Genomic DNA, 25,891 nt, shown 5'->3' with positions numbered 1-25,891 from the left:
AGGGAAGAGGAACGACCGTGCAGCTCGGACTCGTCGGCCTCGGCAAGATGGGCTTCAACATGCGCGAGCGGATCCGCCGCGCGGGGCACGAGGTGGTCGGCTACGACCGCAACCCCGAAGTCTCCGACGCCGACTCGCTCGCCGACATGGTCGGCAAGCTCTCCGCACCGCGCCTGGTGTGGGTGATGGTGCCCGCCGGTGACATCACCCGCCAGACGATCGCCGAGCTCGGCGACCTGCTCGAACCGGGCGACCTGGTGATCGACGGCGGCAACTCGCGCTTCACCGACGACGAGATCAACGCCAAGGCGCTGGGCGACAAGGGCGTCGGCTACCTGGACGCCGGCGTGTCCGGCGGCGTGTGGGGCCTGGAGAACGGCTACGGCCTGATGGTCGGCGGCGACGTCGAGCACGTCGAGCACGCCATGCCGATCTTCGACGCGCTGCGCCCGGAGGGGCCGCGCGAGGAGGGCTTCGCGCACGCGGGCCGCGTCGGCGCCGGCCACTTCGCGAAGATGGTCCACAACGGCATCGAGTACGGCCTCATGCAGGCCTACGCCGAGGGCTTCGAGCTGCTCGAGGCCTCCGAGCTGGTGGACGACGTGCCGGCCACGATCAAGGCGTGGCAGCGCGGCACGGTGGTCCGCTCGTGGCTGCTGGACCTGCTGGTCCGCGCGCTGGAGTCGGACCCGGAGCTGGACGACCTGCGCGGCCACGTCGAGGACTCCGGCGAGGGCCGGTGGACCGTCGAGGAGGCGATCAAGCACGCGGTGCCCGCGCCGGTGATCTCCGCCGCGCTGTTCGCCCGGTTCGCGTCCCGGCAGGACGACTCGCCGGCCATGCGCGCGGTCGCGGCGCTGCGCAACCAGTTCGGCGGCCACGCCGTGCAGACCGCGGGTCCTTCGTCCGGTTCCGGCTCGACCCAGAGCTGACGAGTTGTACGTCCGGCACCTGCAAGTCACGGACTTCAGGTCGTGGGAGCACGCGGACCTGGCGTTCGAGCCGGGCGTGAGCGTGCTGGTGGGGCGCAACGGCCAGGGCAAGACGAACCTGGTCGAGGCGCTGGGGTACGTGGCCACCCTCGGGTCGCACCGGGTGGCCACGGACGCGCCGCTGATCCGGCACGGCGCCTCGCGCGCGGTGGTCCGCACGGCCGTGGTCAACGAGGGGCGCGAGCTGCTGGTCGAGCTGGAGATCACGCCGGGCAAGGCGAACCGGGCGCGGATCAACCGCGGCCCGGTCCCGCGCCCGCGCGACGTGCTCGGCATCCTGCGCACGGTGCTGTTCGCGCCGGAGGACCTGGCGCTGGTGCGCGGCGACCCCGGTGAACGCCGGCGGTTCCTCGACGAGCTGCTGACGACGCGGGCCCCGAGGTACGCCGGGGTGCGCAGCGACTACGAACGCGTGCTCAAGCAGCGGGGCGCGTTGCTCAAGAGCGTGCGCGCCGCGCGCAACGCCGACATCAGCACGCTCGACGTGTGGGACGGGCACCTGGCCCGGCACGGCGCGGAGCTGCTGGCCGCGCGGCTGGACCTGGTCGCGGACATCGCGCCGCACGTGGCCGCGGCGTACGCGGAGGTGGCGCCGGAGTCGCGGCCCGCGCGGATCGCGTACCGGTCGAGCCTCGGCGACGCGTTCCCGGGGCCGGCCGGCTCCGCCGGCGGCGGGTCGCACGACCGGGACGTGCTGGAGGACGCGTTGCTCGCCGAGCTGCACCGGGTGCGCGCGCAGGAGGTCGAGCGGGGCGTGTGCCTGGTCGGGCCGCACCGCGACGACCTCGACCTGGCGCTCGGCGACCTGCCCGCGAAGGGCTACGCCAGTCACGGAGAGTCATGGTCCTTCGCGTTGGCCCTGCGGCTCGGCGGGTACGAGCTGCTGCGTGTCGAGGGGGCCGAACCGGTCCTCGTGCTGGACGATGTGTTCGCCGAACTGGACCGCGGCAGGCGTCGCCAGTTGGCGAAGGTGGCCGCCGGCGCGGAGCAGGTCTTCATCACGGCGGCGGTCGCGGAGGACGTGCCCGAGGAGCTGGACGGGCTGCGGTTCGACGTTCGCCACGGGGAGGTGCACCGTGCCTGAGGAGATGCCCCGAATGGGTGTGACCCGACGCACAGCTGGGGACAACCCTGTGGATGGTGTGGATAACTCCCCTCGGGAACCGGACATATCCACAGCCAAGGCTCCCCAAGAGGGTGGTCTGCGGGGTTCGGACCTCGCCCGAGCCGCTCTGGAGGCCGCCCGCGCCTCCGCCAAGGAGCGCGGCGTGCGGGGTGTCCGCAAGGGTGCGGCGGGCGCGACCGGCCGTCGTCGGCGTCGCCGCTGGTCCGGTCCCGGCCCCGACGACCGCGACCCGCAGCCGCTCGGCAGGCTCGCGTCGAGGATGGCCGCCGACCGCGGCTGGGTCGAGCGGCTGGCGGGTGGCCAGGTGTTCGCCCGGTGGCCGAAGCTGGTCGGCGAGGACGTGGCCGAGCACGCGAAGCCGGTAGCGCTCAGTGACGGCGAGTTGACCGTCCAGGCCGACTCCACGGCGTGGGCCACGCAGCTGCGGCTGCTCCAGCGCGACCTGCTCAAGCGGATCGCGGCGGGCGTCGGGCACGGCGTGGTGAAGCAGCTGAAGGTGCAGGGTCCGGCGGCGCCCAGCTGGCGCTACGGCCCCAGGCACGCTCCGGGCCGCGGACCACGTGACACCTACGGGTGATGGGCGTCAGGGCCGCAGCGGCGATCCTGTGGCGCGGTGAGCGCTCACCAGTCGATTTTGACCCCGTGAGCAGCGGTCCGGCCACGTCGGCGTTCACTTCGGGCCGCCTGTGAGCGAACCAGGGGTGTCCTAAGTGGGTTTCTGTCGGTCTGCCCCGGTAGAATCGTGGGGTAGCGCAACCCAGCGTCGCCCGGCGACGGTCCCAGTCGCGTGAAGTCCGAGGAGACACCAGGCCCGTGGCAGCCAAGAAGAATGAGTACAACGCGTCCTCGATCACCGTCCTGGAAGGTCTGGAAGCGGTCCGCAAGCGGCCAGGCATGTACATCGGTTCCACCGGCGAGCGCGGTCTGCACCACCTGATCCAGGAGGTCGTGGACAACTCGGTCGACGAGGCCATGGCCGGCTACGCGACGGTGGTGGACGTGACGCTGCTGGCCAACGGGGGCGTCCGGGTCATCGACGACGGCCGCGGCATCCCGGTCGGCATGCACCCGGTCGAGAAGCGGCCCACGCTGGAAGTGGTGCTGACCAAGCTGCACGCGGGCGGCAAGTTCGACAGCGACTCCTACGCGGTGTCCGGCGGTCTGCACGGCGTCGGCATCTCGGTGGTGAACGCGCTGTCGACCGCCGTCGACGTCGAGGTCAAGACCGAGGGTTTCACGTGGAACCAGCGGTTCGAGAACACGAAGCCGGCCCACGACCTGACCAAGGGCGAGCCGACCGACGAGACCGGCACGGCCATCACGTTCTGGGCCGACCCGACGATCTTCGAGACCACCGACTACAACATCGAGACGATCTCCCGCCGCCTGCAGGAGATGGCGTTCCTCAACAAGGGTCTGACGATCATCCTGCGCGACGAGCGCGTCCAGGCGGGTGACGAGGAGGCCGACGCCGAGGGTCACGTCGCGGCCGTGCGCGAGCGCACGTTCCACTACCCCGGCGGCCTGGAGGACTTCGTCCGCCACATCAACCACACCCGCGAGGCCGTGCACCAGAAGGTCGTCTCCTTCGAGGCCAAGGGCGAGGACCTCGAGGTCGAGGTGGCGATGCAGTGGAACACCGGCTACACGCCGTCGGTGTACACGTTCGCCAACACGATCAACACCCACGAGGGCGGCACGCACGAGGAGGGCTTCCGCGCCGCGCTGACCCGCGTGGTCAACGAGTACGCGCGCGAGAAGAAGCTGCTCAAGGAGAAGGACTCCAACCTCACCGGCGACGACATCCGCGAGGGCCTGGCCGCGATCGTCTCGGTCAAGCTGAAGGAACCTCAGTTCGAGGGCCAGACGAAGACCAAGCTGGGCAACAGCGAGGCCAAGTCGTTCGTGCAGAAGTCGACGAACGAGCACCTGGCCGACTGGTTCGAGCGCCACCCGAACGAGACGCGGACCATCGTCACCAAGGCGGTGTCGTCGGCGCAGGCCCGCATCGCCGCCCGCAAGGCGCGCGAGCTCGTCCGCCGCAAGGGCGCCCTCGACATCGGCGGCCTGCCCGGCAAGCTCAAGGACTGCCGCTCCACCAACCCCGAGGACTGCGAGATCTACGTCGTGGAGGGCGACTCGGCGGGCGGCTCGGCCAAGGAGGGCCGCGACTCCATGTTCCAGGCGATCCTGCCGATCCGCGGCAAGATCATCAACGTGGAGAAGGCGCGCATCGACCGCGTGCTGAAGAACAACGAGGTCCAGTCGCTGATCACCGCGTTCGGCACGGGCATCCACGAGGACTTCGACCTCTCCAAGCTGCGCTACCACAAGATCGTGCTGATGGCCGACGCCGACGTGGACGGCCAGCACATCCGGACGCTGCTGCTGACCCTGCTGTTCCGCTTCATGCGGCCGCTGATCGAGCACGGTCACGTGTACCTGGCGAACCCGCCGCTCTACAAGATCAAGTGGCAGCGCGCCGAGCCGGAGTACGCCTACTCCGACCGCGAGCGGGACGGCATCATCCAGGCCGGCCTCGCCGCGGGCAAGAAGATCGGCAAGGACGACAACATCCAGCGCTACAAGGGCCTCGGCGAGATGAACTCCTCCGAGCTGTGGGAGACGACCATGGACCCGGCCAACCGGGTGCTGACGCAGGTGACCATGGACGACGCCGCGACGGCCGACGAGCTGTTCAGCGTGCTGATGGGGGAGGACGTGGAGGCCCGCCGCGCGTTCATCACCCGCAACGCCAAGGGCGTCCGATTCCTCGACGTCTGACCCTGTCGTTCCCGAACCCGCAGGCGTGCCCTCTAAGGAAGTAGAACTGTGAGCGAGACGACGCTGCCCCCGGCCGGTGGTGGAGACCGCACCGAGCCGCGCGACATCCAGCAGGAGATGCAGAACTCGTACATCGACTACGCGATGAGCGTGATCGTCGGACGAGCCCTGCCCGACGTGCGCGACGGGCTGAAGCCCGTGCACGTCCGCGTGCTGTACTCGATGTTCGACTCGGGCTTCCGCCCGGACCGCAGCTACAACAAGTGCGCCCGCGTGGTCGGCGACGTGATGGGCAACTACCACCCGCACGGCGACTCGGCCATCTACGACGCGCTCGTCCGCCTCGCCCAGCCGTGGTCGCAGCGCTACCCGCTGATCGACGGCCAGGGCAACTTCGGCTCCCCGGGCAACGACCCGGCGGCCGCGATGCGCTACTGCGTGTCACCGGACAGTCGCATTCGGTTGGCGAACGGCTCGACGCCGCGCATCGGCGACATCGTGCCGGACGCCAAGCCGAACAGCGACAACCCGATCGACCTCAAGGTGCTCGACCGCAACGGCAACCCGGTGCGCGCCGACATGCTGTTCCACTCCGGTGAGCACCCCGTGCTGAAGCTGCGCACCAAGAACGGCTACGAGCTGACCGGCACGCACAACCACCCGGTCCTGTGCCTGGTGAACGTGCTCGGCGTGCCGACCCTGCTGTGGAAGCTGCTGGAGGAGATCCGGCCCGGCGACCGCGTGGTCATGCAGCGCACACCGCAGGACGACGGCGTCCTGCCGGAGATCGGGCACTACTCGGCCGCGATCCTCGCCGGCGCCTTCGTCAGCGAGGGCTTCGTGTCCGAGAACCGCGCCGGGTTCAACAACGTCGACGCCGAGTACTTCCAGCGCGTGGTCGAGGCGTACGACGACGCCGTCGGCGGTCCGCGCTACGTGTACTCGCGCACCATCAAGTCCGGATCCGTCCTGCACGAGCTCGACGTGCAGGACCTGACCCAGCTCCGCGAGAGCGTGCTCGGCAAGGTGGTGGGCCTGCGCAGCGCCGCCAAGCACGTGCCCGAGTTCGTCTGGTCGGCCGGCGAGGTGATCAAGCGGGCGTTCCTGTCGTCGCTGTTCACCGGTGACGGCTCGGCCTCGGCGCTGCCGCGCAACTCCGTGCAGGTCAGCTACTCCACGCGCAGCGTGCGGCTGGCCCGTGAGGTGCAGCAGCTGCTGCTGGAGTTCGGCGTTGTCAGCACGCTGGTGGACTACGAGGACGGCGAGATCAAGGTCGTCATCACCAACCGGCGTGACGCGCGCCTGTTCGCCCGCAACGTGGGCTTCCTCGGCGCGAAGCAGGACAAGCTGAACGCGATCCTGGATGCCGTCCCGCTCGAGAGCCGGGCGATGAGCAGCGATCACGTGCCGTTCGTCGGCGACTACATCCGTGCCCACGGCGCGACCCGCTGGACCGAGCGCGACTGGCTGCGCAGGCACAACGTGGACCGCGTCGAGCGGTGGGAGCGGGACTACGAGGAGATCGCCGCGCGGATCACGAACCGCGAAGTGCTCGACGTGGTGGAGCCGCTGGTCGACGGCCGGTTCTACTACGCGTCCGTCGAGTCGGTCATCGATGCGGGCGTGCGGCCGGTGTTCAGCCTGCGGGTCGACACCGACGACCACGCGTTCATCACGGACGGCTTCGTCAGTCACAACACGGAGTGCCGGCTCACGCCGCTGGCCATGCAGATGCTGGCCGACATCGAGGAAGACACGGTCGACTTCCGCGACAACTACGACGGTCGCATCCAGGAGCCGACGGTGCTGCCGTCGCGCGTGCCGAACCTGCTGATCAACGGCAGCTCCGGCATCGCGGTCGGCATGGCGACCAACATCCCGCCGCACAACCTGCGCGAGGTCGCGGACGGCGTCGTGTGGGCGCTGGACAACTGGGACGCCTCCGACGAAGAGACCCTCGAAGCGATGATCCAGCGCATCAAGGGCCCCGACTTCCCGACCCACGGCCAGATCCTGGGCACGGCGGGCATCGAGGACGCCTACCGCACCGGGCGCGGCTCGGTGAAGATGCGCGCGGTCGTGGAGATCGACGAGGACGCCAAGGGTCGGACCATCCTGGTCGTCACCGAGCTGCCCTACCAGGTGAACCCGGACAACCTGGTGGAGAACATCGCCACCCTGGTCCGCGACCAGAAGCTCACCGGCATCGCGAACATCGCCGACGAGTCCAACCGCCGCTCGGGCATGCGCATCGTGGTCACGCTCAAGCGCGACGCGGTGGCCAAGGTCGTGCTGAACAACCTCTACAAGCACACCCAGCTGCAGTACTCGTTCGGTGTGAACATGCTGTCGCTGGTCGACGGCGTGCCGCGCACGTTGCGCCTGGACCAGATGATCCGGCACTACGTGAAGCACCAGATCGAGGTCATCGCCCGGCGCACGCGCTTCCGGCTGCGCAAGGCCGAGGAACGCGCCCACGTGCTGCGCGGCCTGGTCAAGGCGCTCGACCAGCTCGACGAGGTGATCGCGCTGATCCGCCGGTCGGACACGCCCGACGTGGCGCGCACCGGCCTGATGGAGCTGCTCGACGTCGACGAGATCCAGGCGAACGCGATCCTGGAGATGCAGCTGCGCCGGCTGGCCGCCCTGGAGCGGCAGAAGATCGTCGACCAGTTGGCCGAGATCGAGCTGGAGATCGCCGACTACAAGGACATCCTGGCCAAGCCGGAGCGGCAGCGCGCGATCGTGCGCGAGGAGCTGCTGGCGATCGTCGACAAGCACGGCGACGACCGGCGCACCAAGATCGTGCCGTTCGACGGCGACGTGTCGATGGAAGACCTGATCGCGGTCGAGGACGTCGTCGTCACGATCACCCGGACGGGTTACGCGAAGCGCACGAAGACCGACCTGTACCGCTCGCAGAAGCGCGGCGGCAAGGGCGTGCAGGGCGCCCAGCTCAAGCAGGACGACATCGTGCAGCACTTCTTCGTGTGCTCCACGCACGACTGGATCCTGTTCTTCACGAACAAGGGCCGCGTGTACCGGGCCAAGGCGTACGAGCTGCCCGAGGCCAACCGCAACGCGCGCGGCCAGCACGTGGCGAACCTCCTGGCGTTCCAGCCGGAGGAGGAGATCGCCCAGGTCATCCAGATCAAGAACTACGAGGTCGCGCCGTACCTGGTGCTCGCCACGAAGAAGGGCCTGGTCAAGAAGTCGAAGCTGTCCGACTTCGACTCCAACCGGTCCGGCGGCCTCATCGGCATCAACCTGCGCGACGACGACGAGCTGGTCGGCGCGGTGCTGTGCTCGGCGGAGGACGACCTCCAGCTGATCTCGGCCGACGGCCAGTCCATCCGGTTCCACGCCAGCGACGAGGCGCTGCGCCCGATGGGGCGCGCGACCTCGGGTGTGCTGGGCATGCGCTTCAACACCGGCGACGAGCTGCTGTCGGTGGGCGTCGTCCAAGAGGGTCTGTTTGTTTTGGTGGCCACTGACGGTGGGTACGCCAAGCGCACGCCGATCGAGGACTACCCCGTCCAAGGTCGTGGTGGCAAGGGTGTGCTCACCATCCAGCACGACCGCAGGCGTGGCAGGCTGGTCGGCGCGCTCATCGTCGACGTCGACGACGAGCTGTACGCGATCACCTCCTCGGGCGGGGTCATCAGGACCAGCGCCAAGGAGGTGCGCAAGGCAGGGCGGCAGACGAAGGGCGTCCGGTTGATGAACCTCGGCGAAGGGACCACCCTGATCGCGGTGGCGCGCAACGCCGACGAGCCCGCGGACGTCACCAGTGGTGACGGCGGTGTCGTGGTCGACCCCGTCGACGGTGTCCCGATCGCGGACTCCGCCGAGGTGGGTCAGGACGACTCCGCCGAGGCGGGTTCGGTCGTCGACCCCGCCGACGGTGATCGGATCGTCGACTCCGCCGACGCTGATCGGATCGTCGACTCCGCCGACGGCGATCAGGCCGAGCCCGCCAACTAGCGCGAACGAGAGGTTGAGGACTGCTCGTGACTCCACCCGAGAAGCCAGAGGACAAGACCGCGGTGATCACCCGGCCCGGCGCCGAGCCGACACCGACGGCCGGCGATGAGCCCACCGGCGCCGAGAAGCCGGCGGTCGACGCCTCGGGGGCGTCCGAGCAGCCCGAGACGCCCGCGGCCGAGGCGGCGCCGGCCGACGGCAAGACCGAGAAGGTCGAGCGGCCGGCCGCCGACAGCGACAGCCACCACGCCGCGCCGCCGCCGTGGCAGCGGGTGACGAGCGACACCCAGTACGGCGAGGCGCAGCAGGTCGGACCGGCGGACCTGATGTCCCCGCCGGAACCGGCCGAGGGGTCGCAGCCCGCGTACCCGGCCAGCGACCCGGACACGGTGGCGGTGGCCCGCCCCGTGGTGCCGGGCGTGACCCCGTCGGGCGCGGCCCGCACGCAGGTGAACCTGGGCGCGGCGAACGGCCGGCCGGCGGCTTCCGCGCCGTCGGCCCGGCGTCCCGGGCGCGGACCGCGCCGGGCGAGCCTGCAGGTGAAGCGGGTCGACCCGTGGTCGGTGCTCAAGCTCGCCCTGGTGCTGAGCGTGGCGCTGTTCTTCGTGTGGCTCGTGGCGGTCGGCGTGCTGTACGGCGTGCTCAACGGCATGGGCGTGTGGGACAAGATCAACAACACCGCCAGCGACCTGCTGCAGGGCAACGAGACCGGCAGCGACCCGCTGATCAGCGCCGGTCGCGTGTTCGGTGTGGCGGCGATCGTGGGCGCGGTGAACATCGTGCTCTTCACCGCCCTGGCGACCGTCGGGTCGTTCGTCTACAACGTCTCGGCCGATCTTGCCGGGGGCCTGGAAGTGACCTTGTCCGAGCGCGAGTGATCCACGACCAGCCGATTTGGGGCGGCGACGGGAGGTGCTGTAGTCTTGCCGTCGTTGCCCCGAGGGCCTATAGCTCAGACGGTTAGAGCGCTTCGCTGATAACGAAGAGGTCGGAGGTTCGAGTCCTCCTAGGCCCACCGGAAGTTCACAGGTGTTGCAGAGGGGAATCGCCGTGAAGAAGATCATCGCACTTGTCGCAGTCGCTGGTGCGGTTCTGTTCTTCGTCAAGCGCAACCGCTCGGCCAAGGCCGACGCGGACCTGTGGCGCGAGGCCACCGCCCCGACCGACTGACTCGCGAGGGCGGTAGGTCTGCCGCCCCGCGAGGGGACGTAGCTCAATTGGCAGAGCACCGCCTTTGCAAGGCGGGGGTTAGGGGTTCGATTCCCCTCGTCTCCATCCGCTTCAGAACGAGGTGTGCCGACAGACGTCGGCACACCTCGTTTCTCGTTGAGGGGTCACGACCCCCCGCTCCCGGTCCGGGGTGTAGACCCCTGAACCGGAGAAGTCCGTATTGTCGGATTCCGGCGCGGAGGCGCAAGAGTTTCGCTTTTCGTGTTTACTGGGTGTGCGACGGCCGGAGCGTCCCGTTCGTGAGGCAGGTCATCCGATGGGTGCTCCGGCGGTGGCTTTCGCGGTACGGCGACAAGTGAGGGCCCGCACCCAATGCCGCTGGGTGCGGGCCCTCGTCTTGCCCACTGCTATGCGTTGACGAGCGCTTGTTCGTGCTTGCGCGCGGCGAGCACCCTGTCCACGGCCCAAGCGCCGGGACCGGTGAACGCCAACAGCAGGAACACCCACGCGTACACCGCGGCCAGCTCACCCTTGTTCTGGATGGGCAGCAGCCCGGCGGGCTGGTGGACCACGAAGTACGCGTAGGCCATCGCACCGGAGGAGATCAGCGCGGCGATCCGGGTGCCGAGGCCGATGATGATCAGCACACCACCGACGAACTCGATCAGACCGGCCGGGCCGGCTGGCCAGTCGGTGATCGACACGGCACCCTTGGAGCCCAGCACGCCGAACAGCTTCTGCGCGCCGTGGCAGACGAACAACACGCCGATGACAATCCGGAACACAGCGATGGCATGGTCTCGACCGCGGTCAAAGATGTTCATCTTGACTCAGTCCTCACATTGCAGGGGCGGCCGGCAGGGTGAGGACAACCGTAATGTGGATTACGGTGGGTGCCTAGGTGGTCACCGTGTCGATTCGCTGTCTGTCATCTGATTGACTGGCGGCCCTATGAACCGTGTGCTGCTCACCGCCCTGCCCTCCCTGCTGGTCCTCGGCGCGCTGACCGCCTGCGCCGCCGCCGAACCCACCTCGGCGCCCACCGCCGGGACCACCACCAGCGCAGTGGCGAAGACGACGACCACGCCCGCCGGGCCGCCGCCCGTGCCGGAGCCCGCCACAGACGGCCAGTGCCCGTACCTGGCGTCCTCGGTGGTGCAGGAGGCGAACGGGCAGCTGGTGCGGAAGGTTCGGCTGTCCGCAGACCAGCCCGACCCCGCCTGCTTCTTCTACGCCGACGCTTCCGACGTGCAGCTGTCCGTCTGGGTGTTCCAGGGCGAGCCGGCGACCGCGAAGGCGGTGGTCGACCGGGCCGCGCCGGTGGCCGACTCGAGCCCGGCGACCGTGCCCGCCGGGTGGAGCGGCGGCTCGCTGACCACGGAGACGGGCGCGGTGTACGCCGTGGCCAAGGGCGGCAGCGCGGTGGTCGTGACCAGCAACCAGAAGCAGACCATCAAGACCCGTCGGATCGCCGAGACCGTGGTCGGCAACCTCGGACTGTGAGCGCGCACGACTTCGCGCCCGTCCCCTGGCGGGGCGGGCGCGAAGCACCTCTTCCGGTCAGCTGCGGCTGTGCTGGTCGGAGACCTGGCCGTTGCGGGCCGCGTGCGGGCGGACGGACTCGGGGGTGCCGGTCTTGGTGGACTCCGACGTGATCTCCACGTCCTCCTCCTCCAAGTGCACCTCCTGCGGCCGCTTGGTCAGCGCGATGTACCCCGCCACCGCGGCGGCGGCGAACACGCCGAGCACCCACGGCCAGCGGCTCCGCTTGGGCTGCCGGGCCGCGGCCATCTCCTTGCGCGCCTGCTTCGCGCGCACCTTGGCCTCCTTGCGAGCCCGCTCGGCGGCCTTCAGCACGTCCTTGCGGACGCCCTTGGCCCTCTTCGCGAGCTCCTTGCGACCACGCCTGGTGGACTTCTCGTACTCCTCGGCCTTCTCCACCAGCGCGCCCGCCTTGTCGGCGACGATGCCCCGGACGTAATCCCTGGTCACACCGCGCTCGGCGAGCTTGCCCTCCGCGCGTCCCGCGAGCACAACGGCGGCGTCCGCACCGGCGTGACCAGCGCGGACGGCACCGATGCGAGCAGCGCGCACCGCCTTGCCGACCGACTCCCCGGCCCGGGTCATGGCGTCTACCTCATCCATATCGCGCTCCAGAAGCTGTCGGTCAGTCACGTCCAGGCAATACCCATCGTGCCCCTTCCCCAACCACCCCGCGCGGTGATGGCACGATGGGAGGCGTGGCAGACAGCAACGAATCGTTCGTCGGGACCAAGGTGACGGCGACCCTGCACACCTCGCAGGGCGACATCCGCATCAACCTCTTCCCCGACCACGCACCCAAGACGGTGGCCAACTTCGTCGGCCTCGCCGAGGGCACGAAGAGCTACTCCGAGGCCAACGCGAAGGGCGAGCCGACCGGTCCGTTCTACGACGGCGCGATCTTCCACCGGGTGATCCCGGGCTTCATGCTCCAGGGCGGTGACCCCACCGGCACCGGGCGCGGCGGCCCGGGCTACAAGTTCGCCGACGAGTTCCACCCGGAGCTGCAGTTCAACAAGCCCTACCTGCTGGCGATGGCCAACGCCGGACCCAACAGCAACGGCTCGCAGTTCTTCATCACGGTCGCGCCGACCACCTGGCTGAACTTCAAGCACACGATCTTCGGCGAGGTCGCCGACCAGGAGTCGCGCAACGTGGTGGACGCGATCGGCGCCGCACCCACCGGCGCCGGCGACCGCCCGGTCACCGACGTGGTGATCCAGAAGGTCTCGGTGGAGCGGGCCTGAGTGGCCGACTCGCCGATCTCCCCGCCGCCCGGTGAGCCGATCGGGGCGCGAGCGGACCTGCCGGTCTGCGTGCGCCACCCGGATCGGGCCACCGGGCTGCGGTGCGTCCGCTGCGACCGGCCGGCGTGCCCGGAGTGCCTGCGCGAGGCGTCCGTCGGCTACCAGTGCGTCGACTGCGTGAACGAGGGCCGGGCCGCGGTGCGCCGGCCGCGCACGTTCGTCGGCGCGGAGTTCTCCCAGCGCATGGTGGTCACACCGGTGCTGATCGCGGTGAACGTGCTGATGTTCGCGATCACCGCGGCCCAGGCGGGCAGCGTGTCGACCAACCAGCGGTCGGCGCTGTTCCTCGACCTCGTGATGTACACGCCGTCGGTCGCCCTGGACGGCGAGTGGTGGCGGCTGGTGACGTCGGGGTTCCTGCACTTCGGGCCCCTGCACCTGGCGCTGAACATGATCGCGCTGTACGTGCTCGGCCGTGACCTGGAACCCGTGTTCGGCAAGCTGCGGTTCTCCGCGGTGTACGGGGTGTCGCTGCTCGGCGGCGGTCTCGCGGTGTACCTGTTCGGCGGGATCGACACCGTGGTGGCCGGCGCTTCGGGCGCGGTGTACGGCCTGATGGGCGCGATGCTGGTGGCGGTGCTGCGGCTCAAGCTCAACCCCGGCCCGGCGCTGGGCGTGATCGGCTTGAACGTCGTGCTCAGCTTCACCCTGCCGGGTATCTCGCTGCTCGGGCACATCGGCGGGCTGGTGGTCGGCGCGGCGCTGACGGCCGGCCTGGTCTACGCGCCGGCCGCGAAGCGGAACAACTGGCAGCTGGCGGCCGTGATCGGCGCGGTCGTGCTGCTGGTGGTGCTGGCGGTCGTGCGGACGGGTCAGCTGGTCTGACCGCGCGGTCGGCCGTCCCGGGCGGCGTCGGCGCGTGGCCGACGGCCGCCCGGACCACCGCGCCGGCCTCGACCCGTTGCTTCGGGCCCGCGCGCCCGGCCCTTCGGTGCGCTACGCCGGTGGACGTCCGGGGCAGGGCCGTTCAGGGCGTGGCGGTCGGCCTCCGGCGGCTCGTCACGGGCGCAGGGCGTGCAGGACGTCCACCACGTCGCGCGGGTCCGTGCCGAGGTCCAGAGGGGTGAAGACGAACAGCTGCTCGTCCTCGCCGCGGTGCCAGTCCAGCTCCAGCGTGGCCGTCTCGCGACCCAGCCTGCGGGTGCGGGCCAGGCGCACCTTCACCTCGTGCCACGGCAGCTGCCGCGCGCCGTTGAGGGTGCGCACGGTGAGCCCTGAGTCGTCCACCAGCAGCCTGGGGCGCACGAAGGTGCCGTAAGCGCCCAGCGCGAGCTGGACGAGCGTGGCGAGGCCCAGGAAGGCCCGGCTCACCGGGTCCGAACTGAGGATCGTGACCAGCAGGAACACGGCGGCCAGCCCCCAGGCGAGACCGACGAGGCCGGGCTGGGGCGACCAGGTGCGCGGTGGGTTCACGCTTTCGAGTCTGCCGCACTTGTGGACAACTAGGGCCTCCGACCGGGGCTTGTGCAAATTGGCGCAAAGTTGTCCACAGGAGTTGTCCCCATTGGGGATGACTTACAGCCGTGTGCTTCGGTGACCGCCCGGTGAACCCGGTGAACTACCGGGTGACGCGGAACGGCCCGGACGTGGAGCACGTCCGGGCCGTCGGCCACTTGGCGTAGCGCGTGGTCAGCGCCATTTCATGGTCATCAGCAAGCCGACGATCATCAGGGCGAATCCGATGCCGAAGTTCCAGGACCCGAGGTCCATCATCACCGGGACCTTCTCGCCCGCGATGTAGTTGACCACCAGCCACGCCAGCCCCAACAGCATCATGCCGAGCATCACGGCGACGTAGACGGGGTGCGACGGCCCCGCTGCCTTGACCTTGACCGGGGTGCGGCGATCGGCAGGCGCCGTGTAGACGGCCTTCTTGCGGACCTTGGACTTGGGCATGCTGTCCTCGCCTGACGGGTGGATAGGCCTCCAGTGGCCGCGAGTTCACGTCCACTGCTGGATGAACACGTTAACGTAACCGAGCAGGTCCCTGAAGCACCGTGTAGTCCTGGAACGTTCGGCTTGGGAGGTTTTCCGGTGAGCTACGACCCGCCCCCGCCGCAAGGCGGCCCGCCGGGCCGACCGCCACGACCCAGGCCACAACCGCCCCAGGTCACCGGCGAACCGCCGCTCACCGGCCACCGACCGCCCACGCCGGCAGGCGGTTTCAGCAGGCCACCGACCCCGCCGGGGGGTTTCGACCGCCCCGCGGGCCCCGACCGGCTCGGCTCGCCGCCCGGCGGCGCCGACCGCCCGCCGACGCCACCGGGCGGGTTCGACCGCCCCGCGGGCCACGCCGGCGACCTCGACCGGCCGGCGACCCCGGTCGCGGGTTTCAGCCGTCCGGGGGAGTCCTACCCGCCCCGCGCAGAGCCACCGCCGACCGGTCGCCGGGCGCGCCGGGACGACGTCCCGCCGCCGGTCGAGCCGTCGCACGCCGAGCCGTACCGGCCCGAGCCCCGCCCGGCCGAGCCGTACCCCGGCGAGCCGTACGCGGCCGAGCCGTACGGGTCCGAGCCGCCGCCGACCGGCCGCCGGGCCCGCCGGGACGACGTGCCGCCGCCCGTCGAACCACCGCCCACCGGCCGCCGGGCGCGCCGGGACGAGGTCCCGCCACCCGCCGAGCCCCGGGTCGAGCCGCCCGTCGCGCGTCGCGCGCGCCGTGACGACGTCCCGCCGCCGGTCGAGCCGCCGCCGGTCGAGCCTTCGGTCGCGCGCCGTGCGCTCCGGGATGACGTCGCCCCGCCGGTGGAACCCCCCTACACCGAGCCGCCGGTGGTCCGCCGGGCCCGCCGGGACGACGTCCCGCCGCACGCCGGGCCCCAGGCCGCGCCGCCGCACGCCGCGCCGCCGGTCGAGCCGCCGGCCGCCGGTCGCCGTGCGCGCCGCGACGAGACGGGGCCGCGCGTCGAACCGGCCGCCGCCGAACCGCCCGCCGGCCGCCGGGCCCGCCGCGACGACCTCCCGCCGCCCGTGCCACCCGTGCCGACGCACGCCGAGGAGACCTCGTACGTCGAACCGGTCCGAGTCGGTCCGTCCCCCGGCCGCCGCGCCCGGCGTGACGACTCGCCGCCCGTGCCACCCGGCCCGCCCGCCGGTGGCCGTCGTCCCGTCGACGACCCGTCGATCCGGCCCGCGCCCTCCGTCGTGGCCGCCCGCCTCGGCGGCGCCGCGCCGCCGCCCGGCGCGCAGCGCCCCCGGCCCGCGCCGCCGGAAGCCGACGCCACCCGCTACACCAACGCGTTCTCCGGCAGCCTCCCGCCGCCTCCCGGGGGACGCCCGCCCGCGCCGCCGCGCCGTCCCCGCCCGGTCGACCCGCCCACCGAGGTCATCGCACCCGTGGACGACTACGACGACGAGTACGAGGACTACGAAGACGAGTACTACGAGGACGAGGACGACCACTACGACGAGGACGACCGGCCCGCGCCGCCGCCCGACAGCACGGCGCGCAAGGCGGTCCGCGCGGTCGGCGAGCTGCTGATCACGGCCGGCCTGGTCATCCTGCTGTTCGTGGTCTACGAGGTGTACGTCACCGACCTCATCTCGGCCGGCAAGCAGGACGACGCCACCCAGGCGCTGGACGACCAGTGGAACTCCAACACCGTCGAGGCCGACGAGCAGCGCGAGGTCCAGTACGACCTGCTGGACGGTCAGGCGTTCGCCAAGATGTACATCCCGGTGTTCGGCCCGGACTACAAGTTCTCCATCGTCGAGGGCACCACCGACAAGGACCTGGAGATCGGCCCCGGCCACTACAAGGGCACCGCGCTGCCGGGCGACCCGGGCAACTTCGCGGTGGCGGGCCACCGGGTCGGCAAGGGCGCGCCGTTCAACGACCTCGACCTGCTCAACTCGTGCGACGCGATCGTGGTCGAGACGCAGACCCAGTGGTTCGTCTACCGGGTGCTGCCGAAGTCCGGCGAGGTGGCGGACTGGGCGGGGCGGCAGTCCCAACCCCAGTGCGCCAAGGTCTCGCCGCTGGGCGCGCCGTACGACAAGACGGTCGGCCAGGAGGTCGTGCTGCCGACCCAGGGCGAGGTGATCAGCCCCGTGCCGCACTTCGAGGGCGAGGTGCCCGCGGCGCAGCAGGCGGCGCTGATGACGCTGACCACCTGCCACCCGCGGTTCTCCGACAAGCAGCGGCTCATCGTGCACTCGGTGCTGACGATGAGCTACCCGAAGGCCCCCGGCTTCGTGCCCGAAGAGATGAAGGAGCAGTGATGTACGGGTGGATCTGGCGGCACCTGCCCGGCCCGCTGCCCGTGCGCGTCCTCGAAGCGCTGGTGCTCGTGGCCGGCGTGGTGGCGCTGCTGATGTTCGTGGTGTTCCCGTGGGCGGAGCCGAAGCTGCCGTTCAACAACGTGACGACGCCCCAGTGACCCGCACGCCCGGTGGCCCGGACGCCCGGCGGCCCTAGGACCGGCAGATGTCGGTCATCTCCGCCCGGTCCACGACCTTCACCCGGTCGCGGCCCCGCGCGGCGCCGAGGGCCAGCTCGTGCGCGTCCAGCTTGCGCCACCCGTCCACGGTGGTGAACGGCACGGCGCGCTGCTCCAGGAACCGGACCACCGCGTCGGGCGCGCGGCTCGGCGCGCCCGGCAGCAGCGGCGCGTCCGCGAGCAGGCTGGTCACGGTCTCCAGCGCGTCGCCCTTGGTGTGGCCGATGAGCCCGATCGGGCCGCGCTTGATCCAGCCGGTGACGTAGACGCCGGTCACCGCCTGCTCGTCCAGGTCGAGCACCCGCCCCGCCTGGTGCGGCACGGTGCCGGAGGTGTGGTCGAACGGCAGGTCGACCAGGGGCGTGGACAGGTAGCCGATGGCCCGGTACACCGCCTGCACGGGCCAGTCGGTGAACTCGCCCGTGCCGCGCACGCCGCCGTCACCGGTCAGCTCCATCCGCTCGGTGCGCAGGCCGCTGACCGAGGACGACCCCAGCACCTCGACGGGCGCTTCGAGGAAGTGCAGGTGCAGCCGGCGGGCGCGGGAGCCGACGTCGCGGATCGCCCACTCCTGCAACGTCCTGACCACCATCTCGACCTGCTTGTTCGACCGGATCGCCGCCAGGCCGGCCGCGTCGAAGTCGATGCCCTCGGGGTGCACGACGACCTCGACGTTGGGCGAGTGGTCGAGCTCGCGCAGCTCCAGCGGGGTGAACTTGGCCTGCGCCGGGCCACGCCGGCCGAACACGTGCACGTCGGTGACCGGGCTCCGCGCCAGGCCCGCGTGCACGTTGTCCGGGATGTCGGTGCTCAGCAGCTCGTCGGCGGTCTTGGCCAGCACGCGGGCGACGTCGAGGGCGACGTTGCCGACGCCGAGGACGGCGACCTCGCGGGCCCGCAGCGGCCAGGTGCGCGGCACGTCGGGGTGGCCGTCGTACCAGGACACGAACTCGGCCGCGCCGTAGGAGCCGTCCAGGTCGATGCCGGGGATGTCCAGCGGCCGGTCCTTCTCCGCGCCGGTGGAGAAGATCACCGCGTCGTAGAAGTGCCTGAGGTCGTCGAGCTTGAGATCCACGCCGTACTCGACGTTGCCGAAGAACCTGATCCCCGGCCGGTCCAGCACGCGTTGCAGGGCGGTGACGATGCCCTTGATGCGCGGGTGGTCCGGTGCGACGCCGTACCTGATCAGGCCGTACGGCGCGGGCATCCGCTCGAAGAGGTCGACGGCCACCTCGGCGCCCGACTCGGCCGCGGACTTGGTCAGGGTGTCGGCCGCGTAGATGCCGGCGGGGCCGGCGCCGACGACGGCGACGCGCAGGGAACGGGTCATGCCACCAGGTTAGGTGAGCCTAAGCTCACTTCTGGCGAGAGGTTCGTCACGACTACGCTGGCGGCATGCGCGTGCTCGTGGTCGACAACTACGACAGCTTCGTCTACAACCTCGTCCAGTACCTGGCCCAGCTCGGCGTCGAGTGCGTCGTGCGGCGCAACGACGCCGTCGAGCTGGACGAGGTCGCCGAGGTCGGTGGCGTCCTGGTCAGCCCTGGTCCCAGCACGCCGGACAAGGCGGGCCGGAGCATGGACGTCATCCGCCACTGCGCGGACCGGGGCGTCCCCGTGTTCGGGGTGTGCCTCGGCCACCAGGCCATCGGCGCGGTGTGGGGCGGCACGGTCGACCTCGCCCCCGAGCTGCGGCACGGCAAGACCAGCGTCGTGCACCACAACGGCGCCGGCGTGCTCAAGGGCGTGCCGAGCCCGTTCACCGCGACCCGCTACCACTCCCTGACCGTGCTGCCGGACACCATCCCGGCCGAGTTCGAGGTGACCGGGCGCACCGAGTCCGGCGTGGTCATGGCCATGCGCCACCGCGAGCTGCCGGTGGAGGGCGTCCAGTTCCACCCGGAGTCGGTGCTGACCGACGGCGGTCACCGGATGCTGGCGAACTGGCTCGCGGTGTGCGGTTTCGAGGTGCCCGAGGGGACCGTCTCGCAGCTGGAGAACGGCATGCGCGAACTCGCCGCGGCGGCCCACCGGGTCTGAGCGCGCGACCGGGATCGAAAAAGGCCCCCTCCGGCGTGGAGGGGGCCTTTTCGGTGTCCGGCTACCGGGTGGACGTCGGTGCGCCGACCTTGAACTCGGCCAGGATCACGTTGATCCGTGCGTTCTTGCCCGCCGGCGCGTTCGGCTTGATCTCCTGGTCCACGATCTTGTTGTTCTGGCTGATCTCGGAGACCGTCTCCCGGTCGGTGACGGTGAGGTCGTTGCCGGTCCACCCGGCCTGGCTGAGCTTGGTGCGCGCCTGGTTCTCGGTGAGCCCGCGCAGGTCGGGCATGAGGAACTGGTTGTTCTTGGACACGCTCAACGTCACCAGCGTGCCCTTCTCCAACCGGCCCGGCCCCGGGTTCTGGGCGATGACCTCGTTCAGCGGCTCGGCGCTGTCGACGTCCTTGGTCTGCACCTTGAACCCGTTGCCCTCGAGCGTGGCGCGCGCGTTGTCCAGCGTCTGGCCGGTCACGTCCGGCAGCTGCACGGTGTCCGGTGCCTTGCCCAGCGACACCGTGACCGCGCTGCCCCTGGCCGCGGAGACGCCGGGACCCGGCGTCTGCGACAGGACCTTGCCGACCATGTTCGGGTCATCGGTCTCGACGGTCTCGGTGGACTGCTGGTAGATCCAGCCCTCGGCTTCCAGCTTCTTCTGCGCCTCCGCCGGGGACAGCCCGGTGACGCCGGGCACCGGCGCGGGCTCGGCGGCCTTGCCGATCACCAGCTTGACGTCGGTGCGCTTGGCCACTTCCTGGTTCGCCGGCGGATCGGTCGAGACGACCTTGCCGATCTGGTCGGCGGTGCAGGGCGGCTGCTGGCCCGGCTGCGGCTGGCAGGCGATCAGCTCGATCGTCGTGCCGAGGCCCTGGGCCTCCAGCTCGGCCCGCGCCGCGCCCTGCTCCTTGCCGATCAGGGACGGCACCTTGACCTTGTCCGAGGCCGCGGTGTTCTCGTCGTCGCCGAGCAGCGTGGTGGTGATCCACGTGGCGAGCGCGAGCACGGCGATGCACAGCAGGACGACCAGGGTGACCATGATCGTCTTCTTGCGCCGGGCGCGCCGCTCTTCCTCTTCCTCGGCCAGCGGGTCGTACTCGGCGGGTTCGTCGCGCTGGGCCGACGGGCGGTGCCGGCCACCCGCGACCGGGGCGACCTCGGTGCGCGGCGACGACGTCTGGTTGAGCACCGCGGTGCGGTCCTCCGCCGTCATCACGGCGGGCGCCGAGGGCCGCTGGCCGGACAGCACGCGCACCAGGTCCGCGCGCATCTCCGCGGCCGACTGGTAGCGGTTGGCCGGTCCCTTGGCCATCGCCTTGAGCACGATCGCGTCCAGCGCGGGCGTCACCTTCGGGTTCAGCGCCGACGGCGGCTTGGGGTCCTCCCGCACGTGCTGGTAGGCCACGGCCACGGGGGAGTCGCCGGTGAACGGCGGCTCGCCGGTCAGCAGCTCGAACAGTACGCAACCCGACGCGTACACGTCGGACCGGCCGTCGACGGCCTCACCGCGGGCCTGCTCCGGTGACAGGTACTGGGCGGTCCCTATCACGGCGGCCGTCTGGGTGACCGCGGCCTGGCCGTCGTGCACCGCGCGCGCGATGCCGAAGTCCATCACCTTCACCGCGCCCGCCCGGGTGATCATGACGTTCGCGGGCTTCACGTCCCGGTGCACGATGCCGTGCCGGTGGCTGAAGTCCAGCGCGGCCGACACGTCGGCCATGACCTCCATCGCCCGCTTGCCCGACAGCGGTCCCTGCGTCTTCACGATGTCGCGCAGCGTGCGACCGTCGACGAACTCCATGACGATGTAGGGCAGCGGGCCGTACTCGGTCTGGGTCTCACCGGTGTCGTAGACCGCGACGATGGCGGGGTGGTTCAGCGCCGCCGAGTTCTGGGCCTCGCGACGGAACCTTTCCTGGAACTGGGTGTCACGGGCGAGGTCGGCGCGCAGGACTTTGATGGCGACGTCCCGGCCGAGCCGGACGTCCCGGCCCTTGTGCACCTCCGACATGCCGCCGTAGCCGAGGGTCTCACCCAGTTCGTAGCGGTTGGAGAGCAGTCGCGGAGTGCTCATCAGTGCTTCGTCCCGCTCCTCGTCAACGGTCTCACCATCAAGCCTTGCGTTCGCTGTCGTACCGTTTCGGCGTTAAGTCGGCACACACGTCACCGTGACCCGTGAGCCGATCGCCACCTCACCGGTCGGCGCGAGGTCCGACACCAGGCACTGCCCGGGATCCAGCGGCGCGCCCCCGTCCTCGGAGTGCACCTCGGGTTCCAGGCCGTGCCCGGAGAGCTTCTTCGCGACTTCGTCCACCGGGTGGTCGACGTAGTCGGACTTCGTGATCGTCACCTTCGGCTTGCCGGGGAGGCGATCGGTCGAGTCGTCCAACGGGCGGGCGCTCGTGGTGCCAGTGCCCTGCTGGTTCGCGCCACCGGGCACCTCGTCGCCCTTCAGCGCCCAGCGCAAGATGACCACGCCGAGCACCAGCAGCGCGACCAGCAGCACAGCGACCATAACCCACAGCACGGCGCGGTTGCGCCCCGGCGGCCGCGGGCCGGGTGGCAACGGACGGAAAGCGCCCGTGTGCGGAGTGTTCATGCCTGGTGGCACGGGTTGCATGGCCGGGCGCGACCCGGGATGGGTCACCGGGCTGCCCAGATGGGGGTGCTGCGCGTGCGGCGTGGGCGGCGTCATCGGTCCGGCCATCGGCGTGCCGACCGCCATGGCGAGGCCGGACGGCGCGGGCAGCGGCTGGCCGGCGCGCACCGCGCCCACCGCCGACGCGAACTCGCCGCCGTTGCGGTAGCGCTGGCGCGGGTCCTTCACGAGGGTCGTCTCGATCAGCGCGCGCGGGCCCGGCGGCACGTCCGGCGGCAACGGCGGCGCGATGTCCCTGATGTGCATCATCGCGACCGTCACCGCGTTCTCCGACAGGAACGGCCGGTGCCCGGTCAGGCACTCGTAACCGCACACCGCCAGCGCGTACACGTCCGACGCGGGCTCGGCGGCGTGCCCGAGGGCCTGCTCCGGCGCGATGTAGTGGGCCGTGCCCATGACCATGCCGCTGTGCGTGACCGGCGCCGCGTCGGCGGCCTTCGCGATGCCGAAGTCGGTGATCTTCACCCGGCCGGTCGGGGTCACCAGGATGTTGCCCGGCTTCACGTCCCGGTGCACCAGCCCGCGCTCGTGCGCCGCCTGCAACGCGTTGCCCGCCTGCTCCAGCAGGTCGAGCGTGCGGTCCGCGTTCAGCCTGCCGCGCGAGATGATCGCGGCCAGCGGCTCGCCCTCGACCAGCTCCATCACCAGGTAGGCGGTGTCCTCCGGCCCGTCCGGGATCGACGCGGTCTCGCCGTAGTCGTGCACCGCGGCGATGCCGGGGTGGTTGAGCGACGCGGTGGTGCGCGCCTCGATGCGGAACCGGTTCAGGAACTCGGCGTCGCCGCTGAGCTCCGCCTTGAGCACCTTCACCGCGACCTTGCGGTCGAGCCGGGTGTCGTCGGCCTCCCAGACCTCGCCCATGCCGCCGACGGCGATCCGCTTGCTGAGGCGGTACCGGTCGGCGAGCAACTGGCCGGAGGTCAGCATCATCGTCCCCCGAGGTAGGCGCCGATGACCGCGCGGCCGATCGGGGCCGCGACCCGGCCGCCGGTGGCCGACAGGCCCTGCTGGCCGCCGTTCTCCACGATCACCGCGATCGCGATCTCCGGCTTCTCGGCCGGCGCGAACGCCACGTACCAGGCGTGCGGGTTGGTCGAGCGCACGTCCTCGCCGTGCTCGGCGGTGCCCGTCTTGGACGCGATCGTCACGCCGCTGAGCTTGCCGCCGCCACCGGTGTTGTTCTCCGAGGCGATCATCATGTCGCGCAGGGCCTGGGCCTGGTCGGCCTCCATGGCCTCGTCGACCTCGTCCGGCTTGGTCTCGCTGATCACCTGGAGGTCGGGCGCCAGGATCTTGCCGACCAGGTGCGGCTGCATCCGCACGCCGCCGTTCGCGATGGTCGCCGCCATCACCGCGTTGACCAGCGGCGTCACCCGGACGTCCTTCTGGCCGATGCCGGTCTGGTAGATCGACGGCTTGTCCGACATCGGGCCGAGCGTCGAGGGCACCACGGACAGCGGGATCGACAGGTCCTGCTCGCCGATACCGAACTTGGCCGCCTGGTCGCGCAGCTTGTCCGCGCCCAGCTCGGCGGCCAGCACCGCGAACGCCGTGTTGCACGACTTGGCCAGCGCCTCCTGGAGCGTGGCGACGACGCCGTTGCCGCACTGGGTGTCGTTGAAGTTCGGCAGCGGGGTGTTCGTGCCGGGCAGCGTGATCACCGGGCGGCCGTCGACCTCGGTGTCCTTGGTCTTGCCCTCGGCCAGCGCCGCCGCCGACACGACCAGCTTGAACGTCGAGCCGGGCGGGTAGTTCTCGTGCACCGCGCGGTTGAGCATCGGCTTGGACTCGTCGGCGTCGTAGCCCGTCCAGGCCTCTTCCTGCACGTCCACGTCGTGGCTGGCGAGCACGTTCGGGTCGTAGGACGGGGTGCTGGCCATGGCCAGGATCTCCCCGGTCTGCGGCCTGATCGCGACCACCGTGCCGGTCACGCCCTGAAGCCGTTCGAACGCCGCCTGCTGGAGCTTCGCGTCGATGGTCAGCTGCAGACTGCCGCCCTTGGGGTCGCGGCCGGTGATCAGGTCCGACACCCGGCGGGCGAACAGCCGGTCGTCCGAGCCGTTGAGCAGGTCGTCCTCGGCGCGCTCCATGCCGCCCGCGCCGTACAGCGTGGAGAAGTAGCCGGTCACCGGCGCGAACGCCGGGCCGTTCGCGTAGGTCCGCAGGTAGCGCAGCCGGTCGTCGACCCGCTGCACGCTGGCCAGCGGCGTGCCGTCGGCGGCGATGATCTGGCCGCGTTCGCGCGAGTACTGGTCCAGGACCACCCGGCGGTTCAGCGGGTTCTTGCGGTAGTCGTCGGCCTTGATGACCTGCACGTACGTGGCGTTGCCCAACAGCAGGAGCATCATCGCCATCATGGCGAGGCCGACCCGGCGGAGCGGTGTGTTCATTTCGGACGCTCCACCATGACTGTGAACTGGTCGGCGATGGCCGGTTGCTGCGGCCGCGGCTTCGGCGTGGTCTTCGGCGCGCGCGCCGCGTCCGAGATCCGCAGCAGCAACGCGACCAGGATGTAGTTGGCCAGCAGCGACGAACCGCCCTTGGACAGGAACGGCGCGGTGATGCCCGTCATCGGGATCAGCTTCGTCACGCCGCCGACGACGATGAAGATCTGGAACGCCACGGCGAACGCCAGGCCACCGCCGAGCAGCTTGCCGAACGTGTCCCGGACCGACAGCGCGGTGCGCAGGCCCCGCATCGCGAACACGGTGTAGATCAGCAGCACCGCGGCCAGCCCGACGAAGCCCAGCTCCTCGCCGATCACGGCGGTGATGAAGTCGGTGTTGGCCTCCGGGATCTGGTCCGGCCGCCCGCCGCCCAGGCCTGCGCCGAACAGGCCGCCCGTGCCGAGCCCGAACAACGACTGCACGATCTGGTAGCCCGTGCCCGACGGGTCGGCGAACGGGTCCAGCCAGTTCTGCACCCGGATCTGGACGTGCCCGAACAGCTTCCACGCCACGACCGCGCCGACGCAGAACATCATCACGCCCAGCACGACCCACGCGGCCCGCTCGGTCGCCACGTACAGCAGCACCAGCACGATGCCGAAGAACAGCAGCGAGCTGCCCAGGTCCTTCTGGAGCACCATGATGCTCACGCCGACCGCCCACGCGGCGATCAGCGGGCCCAGGTCGCGGGCGCGGGGCAGGTCCAGGCCGATGACCCGGCGGCCCGCGATGGTGAACAGGTCCCGCTTCGACACCAGGAACGCGGCGAAGAACACCATCAGCAGGATCTTCGCGAACTCGCCCGGCTGGATGGAGAACGCGCCGAAGCTCAGCCAGATCTTCGCGCCGTTGATCTCCGGCGCGATGAAGCTCGGCAGCACACCGGGCAGCACCAGCGCGACCAGGCCCAGCAAGCCGGCCGTGTAGCCGTAGCGCGCCAGCGTGCGGTGGTCGGACAGCACCTTCAGCACGGTGCAGAACAGCGTCAGCGCGATCGCCGTCCACAGCACCTGCTTCGGCGCGGCCGAGGACCACACCTGGTTGTTCGGCAGCTTCACGTCCGCCATGGCCAGGTCGATCCGGTGGATCATGACCAGGCCCAGGCCGTTGAGCAGCGCGACGCACGGGAGGATCACCGGGTCGGCGTAGGGCGCCCACTTGCGCACCGCGAGGTGCGCCACGGTCAGCAGCCCCAGGTACGCCAGGCCCAGCCACAGGATCCTCATGCTGAGCTCCTGCTCCTGGTTGGCCTCCACCAGGATCAGCGCGCCGGTCACCAGGGTGGCGGCGAACGCGAGCATGAACAGTTCGGTGCTTCGTCGCGTGGGCGGCCTCAACCCGGGCGACGTGCTGCTCGCCGCCGCGAGCGGTGTGCCCTCAGCGCCGGTGACCGGCGAACCCATG

The 25,891-nt window shown here is 70.8% G+C and carries 21 protein-coding genes, 2 tRNA genes and 1 pseudogene; 15 read left to right on the top strand and 9 right to left on the bottom strand.

From position 1 onward, the window contains the following. Nucleotides 1-17 precede the first annotated feature (17 nt). The 9 genes and pseudogenes from gnd (at nucleotide 18) to EDD40_RS23280 (ending at nucleotide 10,161) form a co-directional block, all read left to right on the top strand. A complete protein-coding gene (gnd, locus tag EDD40_RS23315; RefSeq protein WP_123744823.1) occupies nucleotides 18-932 on the top strand; it encodes a phosphogluconate dehydrogenase (NAD(+)-dependent, decarboxylating) in 915 nt (304 codons plus the stop codon). A gap of 4 nt (nucleotides 933-936) precedes the next feature. After that, on the top strand, nucleotides 937-2,076 hold the full coding sequence (recF, locus tag EDD40_RS23310; protein WP_123744822.1) for a DNA replication/repair protein RecF: 1,140 nt from the start codon (nucleotides 937-939) through the stop codon (nucleotides 2,074-2,076). Nucleotides 2,077-2,194: 118 nt separating this feature from the next. Then, nucleotides 2,195-2,695 (top strand): DciA family protein, encoded by a 501-nt coding sequence (locus tag EDD40_RS23305; RefSeq protein WP_425471348.1) that lies wholly within the window; start codon nucleotides 2,195-2,197, stop codon nucleotides 2,693-2,695. A 236-nt stretch (nucleotides 2,696-2,931) separates the two neighbouring features. Beyond that, a complete protein-coding gene (gyrB, locus tag EDD40_RS23300) occupies nucleotides 2,932-4,902 on the top strand; it encodes a DNA topoisomerase (ATP-hydrolyzing) subunit B (protein ID WP_123744821.1) in 1,971 nt (656 codons plus the stop codon). 117 nt (nucleotides 4,903-5,019) lie between these two features. Next, nucleotides 5,020-8,886 carry an intein-containing DNA gyrase subunit A gene (gene gyrA / locus EDD40_RS23295; protein WP_246038350.1) on the top strand — a complete coding sequence of 1,289 codons (3,867 nt, stop codon included), beginning with the start codon at nucleotides 5,020-5,022 and terminating at the stop codon, nucleotides 8,884-8,886. A gap of 26 nt (nucleotides 8,887-8,912) precedes the next feature. Next, entirely contained in the window at nucleotides 8,913-9,764 is an 852-nt protein-coding gene (locus tag EDD40_RS23290; protein WP_123744820.1) for a DUF3566 domain-containing protein, read from the top strand. A 63-nt stretch (nucleotides 9,765-9,827) separates the two neighbouring features. Further along, nucleotides 9,828-9,901 (top strand) — tRNA-Ile (locus EDD40_RS23285). Between the two features lie 35 nt (nucleotides 9,902-9,936). Continuing rightward, nucleotides 9,937-10,053, top strand: a pseudogene (locus tag EDD40_RS42710) (DLW-39 family protein); the annotation flags it as partial. Between the two features lie 35 nt (nucleotides 10,054-10,088). Further along, a tRNA-Ala gene (locus EDD40_RS23280) sits at nucleotides 10,089-10,161 on the top strand. Between the two features lie 302 nt (nucleotides 10,162-10,463). On the opposite strand, the gene EDD40_RS23275 is transcribed toward EDD40_RS23280, so the two are convergent. Continuing rightward, nucleotides 10,464-10,880, bottom strand: a complete 417-nt coding sequence (locus EDD40_RS23275) for a DoxX family protein (RefSeq protein ID WP_123744819.1) — start codon at nucleotides 10,878-10,880, stop codon at nucleotides 10,464-10,466. A 127-nt stretch (nucleotides 10,881-11,007) separates the two neighbouring features. On the opposite strand from EDD40_RS23275, the gene EDD40_RS23270 reads away from it, so the two are divergent. Beyond that, entirely contained in the window at nucleotides 11,008-11,559 is a 552-nt protein-coding gene (locus EDD40_RS23270) for a DUF2020 domain-containing protein (RefSeq protein WP_123744818.1), read from the top strand. 57 nt (nucleotides 11,560-11,616) lie between these two features. Here the strand turns inward: EDD40_RS23270 and EDD40_RS23265 are convergent, their stop codons facing one another. After that, nucleotides 11,617-12,201, bottom strand: a complete 585-nt coding sequence (locus tag EDD40_RS23265; RefSeq protein WP_148088894.1) for a hypothetical protein — start codon at nucleotides 12,199-12,201, stop codon at nucleotides 11,617-11,619. Between the two features lie 95 nt (nucleotides 12,202-12,296). Here EDD40_RS23265 and EDD40_RS23260 point away from each other — a divergent pair, with 95 nt between their 5' ends. Further along, the gene (locus EDD40_RS23260) at nucleotides 12,297-12,845 is read left to right on the top strand and encodes a peptidylprolyl isomerase (protein ID WP_123744816.1); all 549 of its coding nucleotides are present in this window, start codon (nucleotides 12,297-12,299) and stop codon (nucleotides 12,843-12,845) included. Next, complete coding sequence (locus EDD40_RS23255; protein ID WP_123744815.1) at nucleotides 12,846-13,730, top strand: rhomboid family intramembrane serine protease; 885 nt, start codon at nucleotides 12,846-12,848, stop codon at nucleotides 13,728-13,730. 174 nt (nucleotides 13,731-13,904) lie between these two features. Here EDD40_RS23255 and EDD40_RS23250 read toward each other — a convergent pair whose 3' ends face one another. Beyond that, nucleotides 13,905-14,318, bottom strand: a complete 414-nt coding sequence (locus tag EDD40_RS23250; RefSeq protein WP_123744814.1) for a PH domain-containing protein — start codon at nucleotides 14,316-14,318, stop codon at nucleotides 13,905-13,907. A gap of 216 nt (nucleotides 14,319-14,534) precedes the next feature. Next, nucleotides 14,535-14,801, bottom strand: a complete 267-nt coding sequence (crgA, locus tag EDD40_RS23245) for a cell division protein CrgA (RefSeq protein WP_053714567.1) — start codon at nucleotides 14,799-14,801, stop codon at nucleotides 14,535-14,537. Nucleotides 14,802-14,939: 138 nt separating this feature from the next. Here crgA and EDD40_RS44835 point away from each other — a divergent pair, with 138 nt between their 5' ends. Next, the gene (locus tag EDD40_RS44835) at nucleotides 14,940-17,126 is read left to right on the top strand and encodes a class E sortase (RefSeq protein ID WP_425471246.1); all 2,187 of its coding nucleotides are present in this window, start codon (nucleotides 14,940-14,942) and stop codon (nucleotides 17,124-17,126) included. Further along, nucleotides 17,126-17,284, top strand: a complete 159-nt coding sequence (locus EDD40_RS41860) for a hypothetical protein (RefSeq protein ID WP_170185175.1) — start codon at nucleotides 17,126-17,128, stop codon at nucleotides 17,282-17,284. The genes EDD40_RS44835 and EDD40_RS41860 overlap by 1 nt, the downstream gene beginning before the upstream one ends. A 34-nt stretch (nucleotides 17,285-17,318) precedes the next feature. Here EDD40_RS41860 and EDD40_RS23235 read toward each other — a convergent pair whose 3' ends face one another. Then, complete coding sequence (locus EDD40_RS23235; protein ID WP_123744813.1) at nucleotides 17,319-18,674, bottom strand: FAD-dependent oxidoreductase; 1,356 nt, start codon at nucleotides 18,672-18,674, stop codon at nucleotides 17,319-17,321. Nucleotides 18,675-18,739: 65 nt separating this feature from the next. Here EDD40_RS23235 and EDD40_RS23230 point away from each other — a divergent pair, with 65 nt between their 5' ends. Then, nucleotides 18,740-19,384: an aminodeoxychorismate/anthranilate synthase component II gene (locus EDD40_RS23230; protein ID WP_123744812.1), complete on the top strand. Its 645-nt coding sequence runs from the start codon at nucleotides 18,740-18,742 to the stop codon at nucleotides 19,382-19,384. Between the two features lie 61 nt (nucleotides 19,385-19,445). On the opposite strand, the gene pknB is transcribed toward EDD40_RS23230, so the two are convergent. The 4 genes from pknB to EDD40_RS23210 all read right to left on the bottom strand — a co-directional run bounded on the left by pknB (nucleotide 19,446) and on the right by EDD40_RS23210 (nucleotide 25,890). Continuing rightward, nucleotides 19,446-21,455 (bottom strand): Stk1 family PASTA domain-containing Ser/Thr kinase, encoded by a 2,010-nt coding sequence (gene pknB / locus EDD40_RS23225; RefSeq protein WP_123744811.1) that lies wholly within the window; start codon nucleotides 21,453-21,455, stop codon nucleotides 19,446-19,448. Nucleotides 21,456-21,527: 72 nt separating this feature from the next. Next, complete coding sequence (locus EDD40_RS23220; protein ID WP_123744810.1) at nucleotides 21,528-22,967, bottom strand: serine/threonine-protein kinase; 1,440 nt, start codon at nucleotides 22,965-22,967, stop codon at nucleotides 21,528-21,530. After that, complete coding sequence (locus EDD40_RS23215; protein WP_123744809.1) at nucleotides 22,967-24,430, bottom strand: peptidoglycan D,D-transpeptidase FtsI family protein; 1,464 nt, start codon at nucleotides 24,428-24,430, stop codon at nucleotides 22,967-22,969. Before EDD40_RS23215 ends, EDD40_RS23220 begins: the two co-directional genes overlap by 1 nt. After that, the gene (locus tag EDD40_RS23210) at nucleotides 24,427-25,890 is read right to left on the bottom strand and encodes an FtsW/RodA/SpoVE family cell cycle protein (protein ID WP_123744808.1); all 1,464 of its coding nucleotides are present in this window, start codon (nucleotides 25,888-25,890) and stop codon (nucleotides 24,427-24,429) included. The genes EDD40_RS23215 and EDD40_RS23210 overlap by 4 nt, the downstream gene beginning before the upstream one ends. Nucleotide 25,891: the final 1 nt, after the last annotated feature.

Origin of the sequence: Saccharothrix texasensis (assembly GCF_003752005.1) — a bacterium.
Lineage (GTDB): Bacteria > Actinomycetota > Actinomycetes > Mycobacteriales > Pseudonocardiaceae > Actinosynnema > Actinosynnema texasense.
Note: the sequence above shows the minus strand (reverse complement) of the source record. Positions and strands in the feature narration are given on the sequence as shown.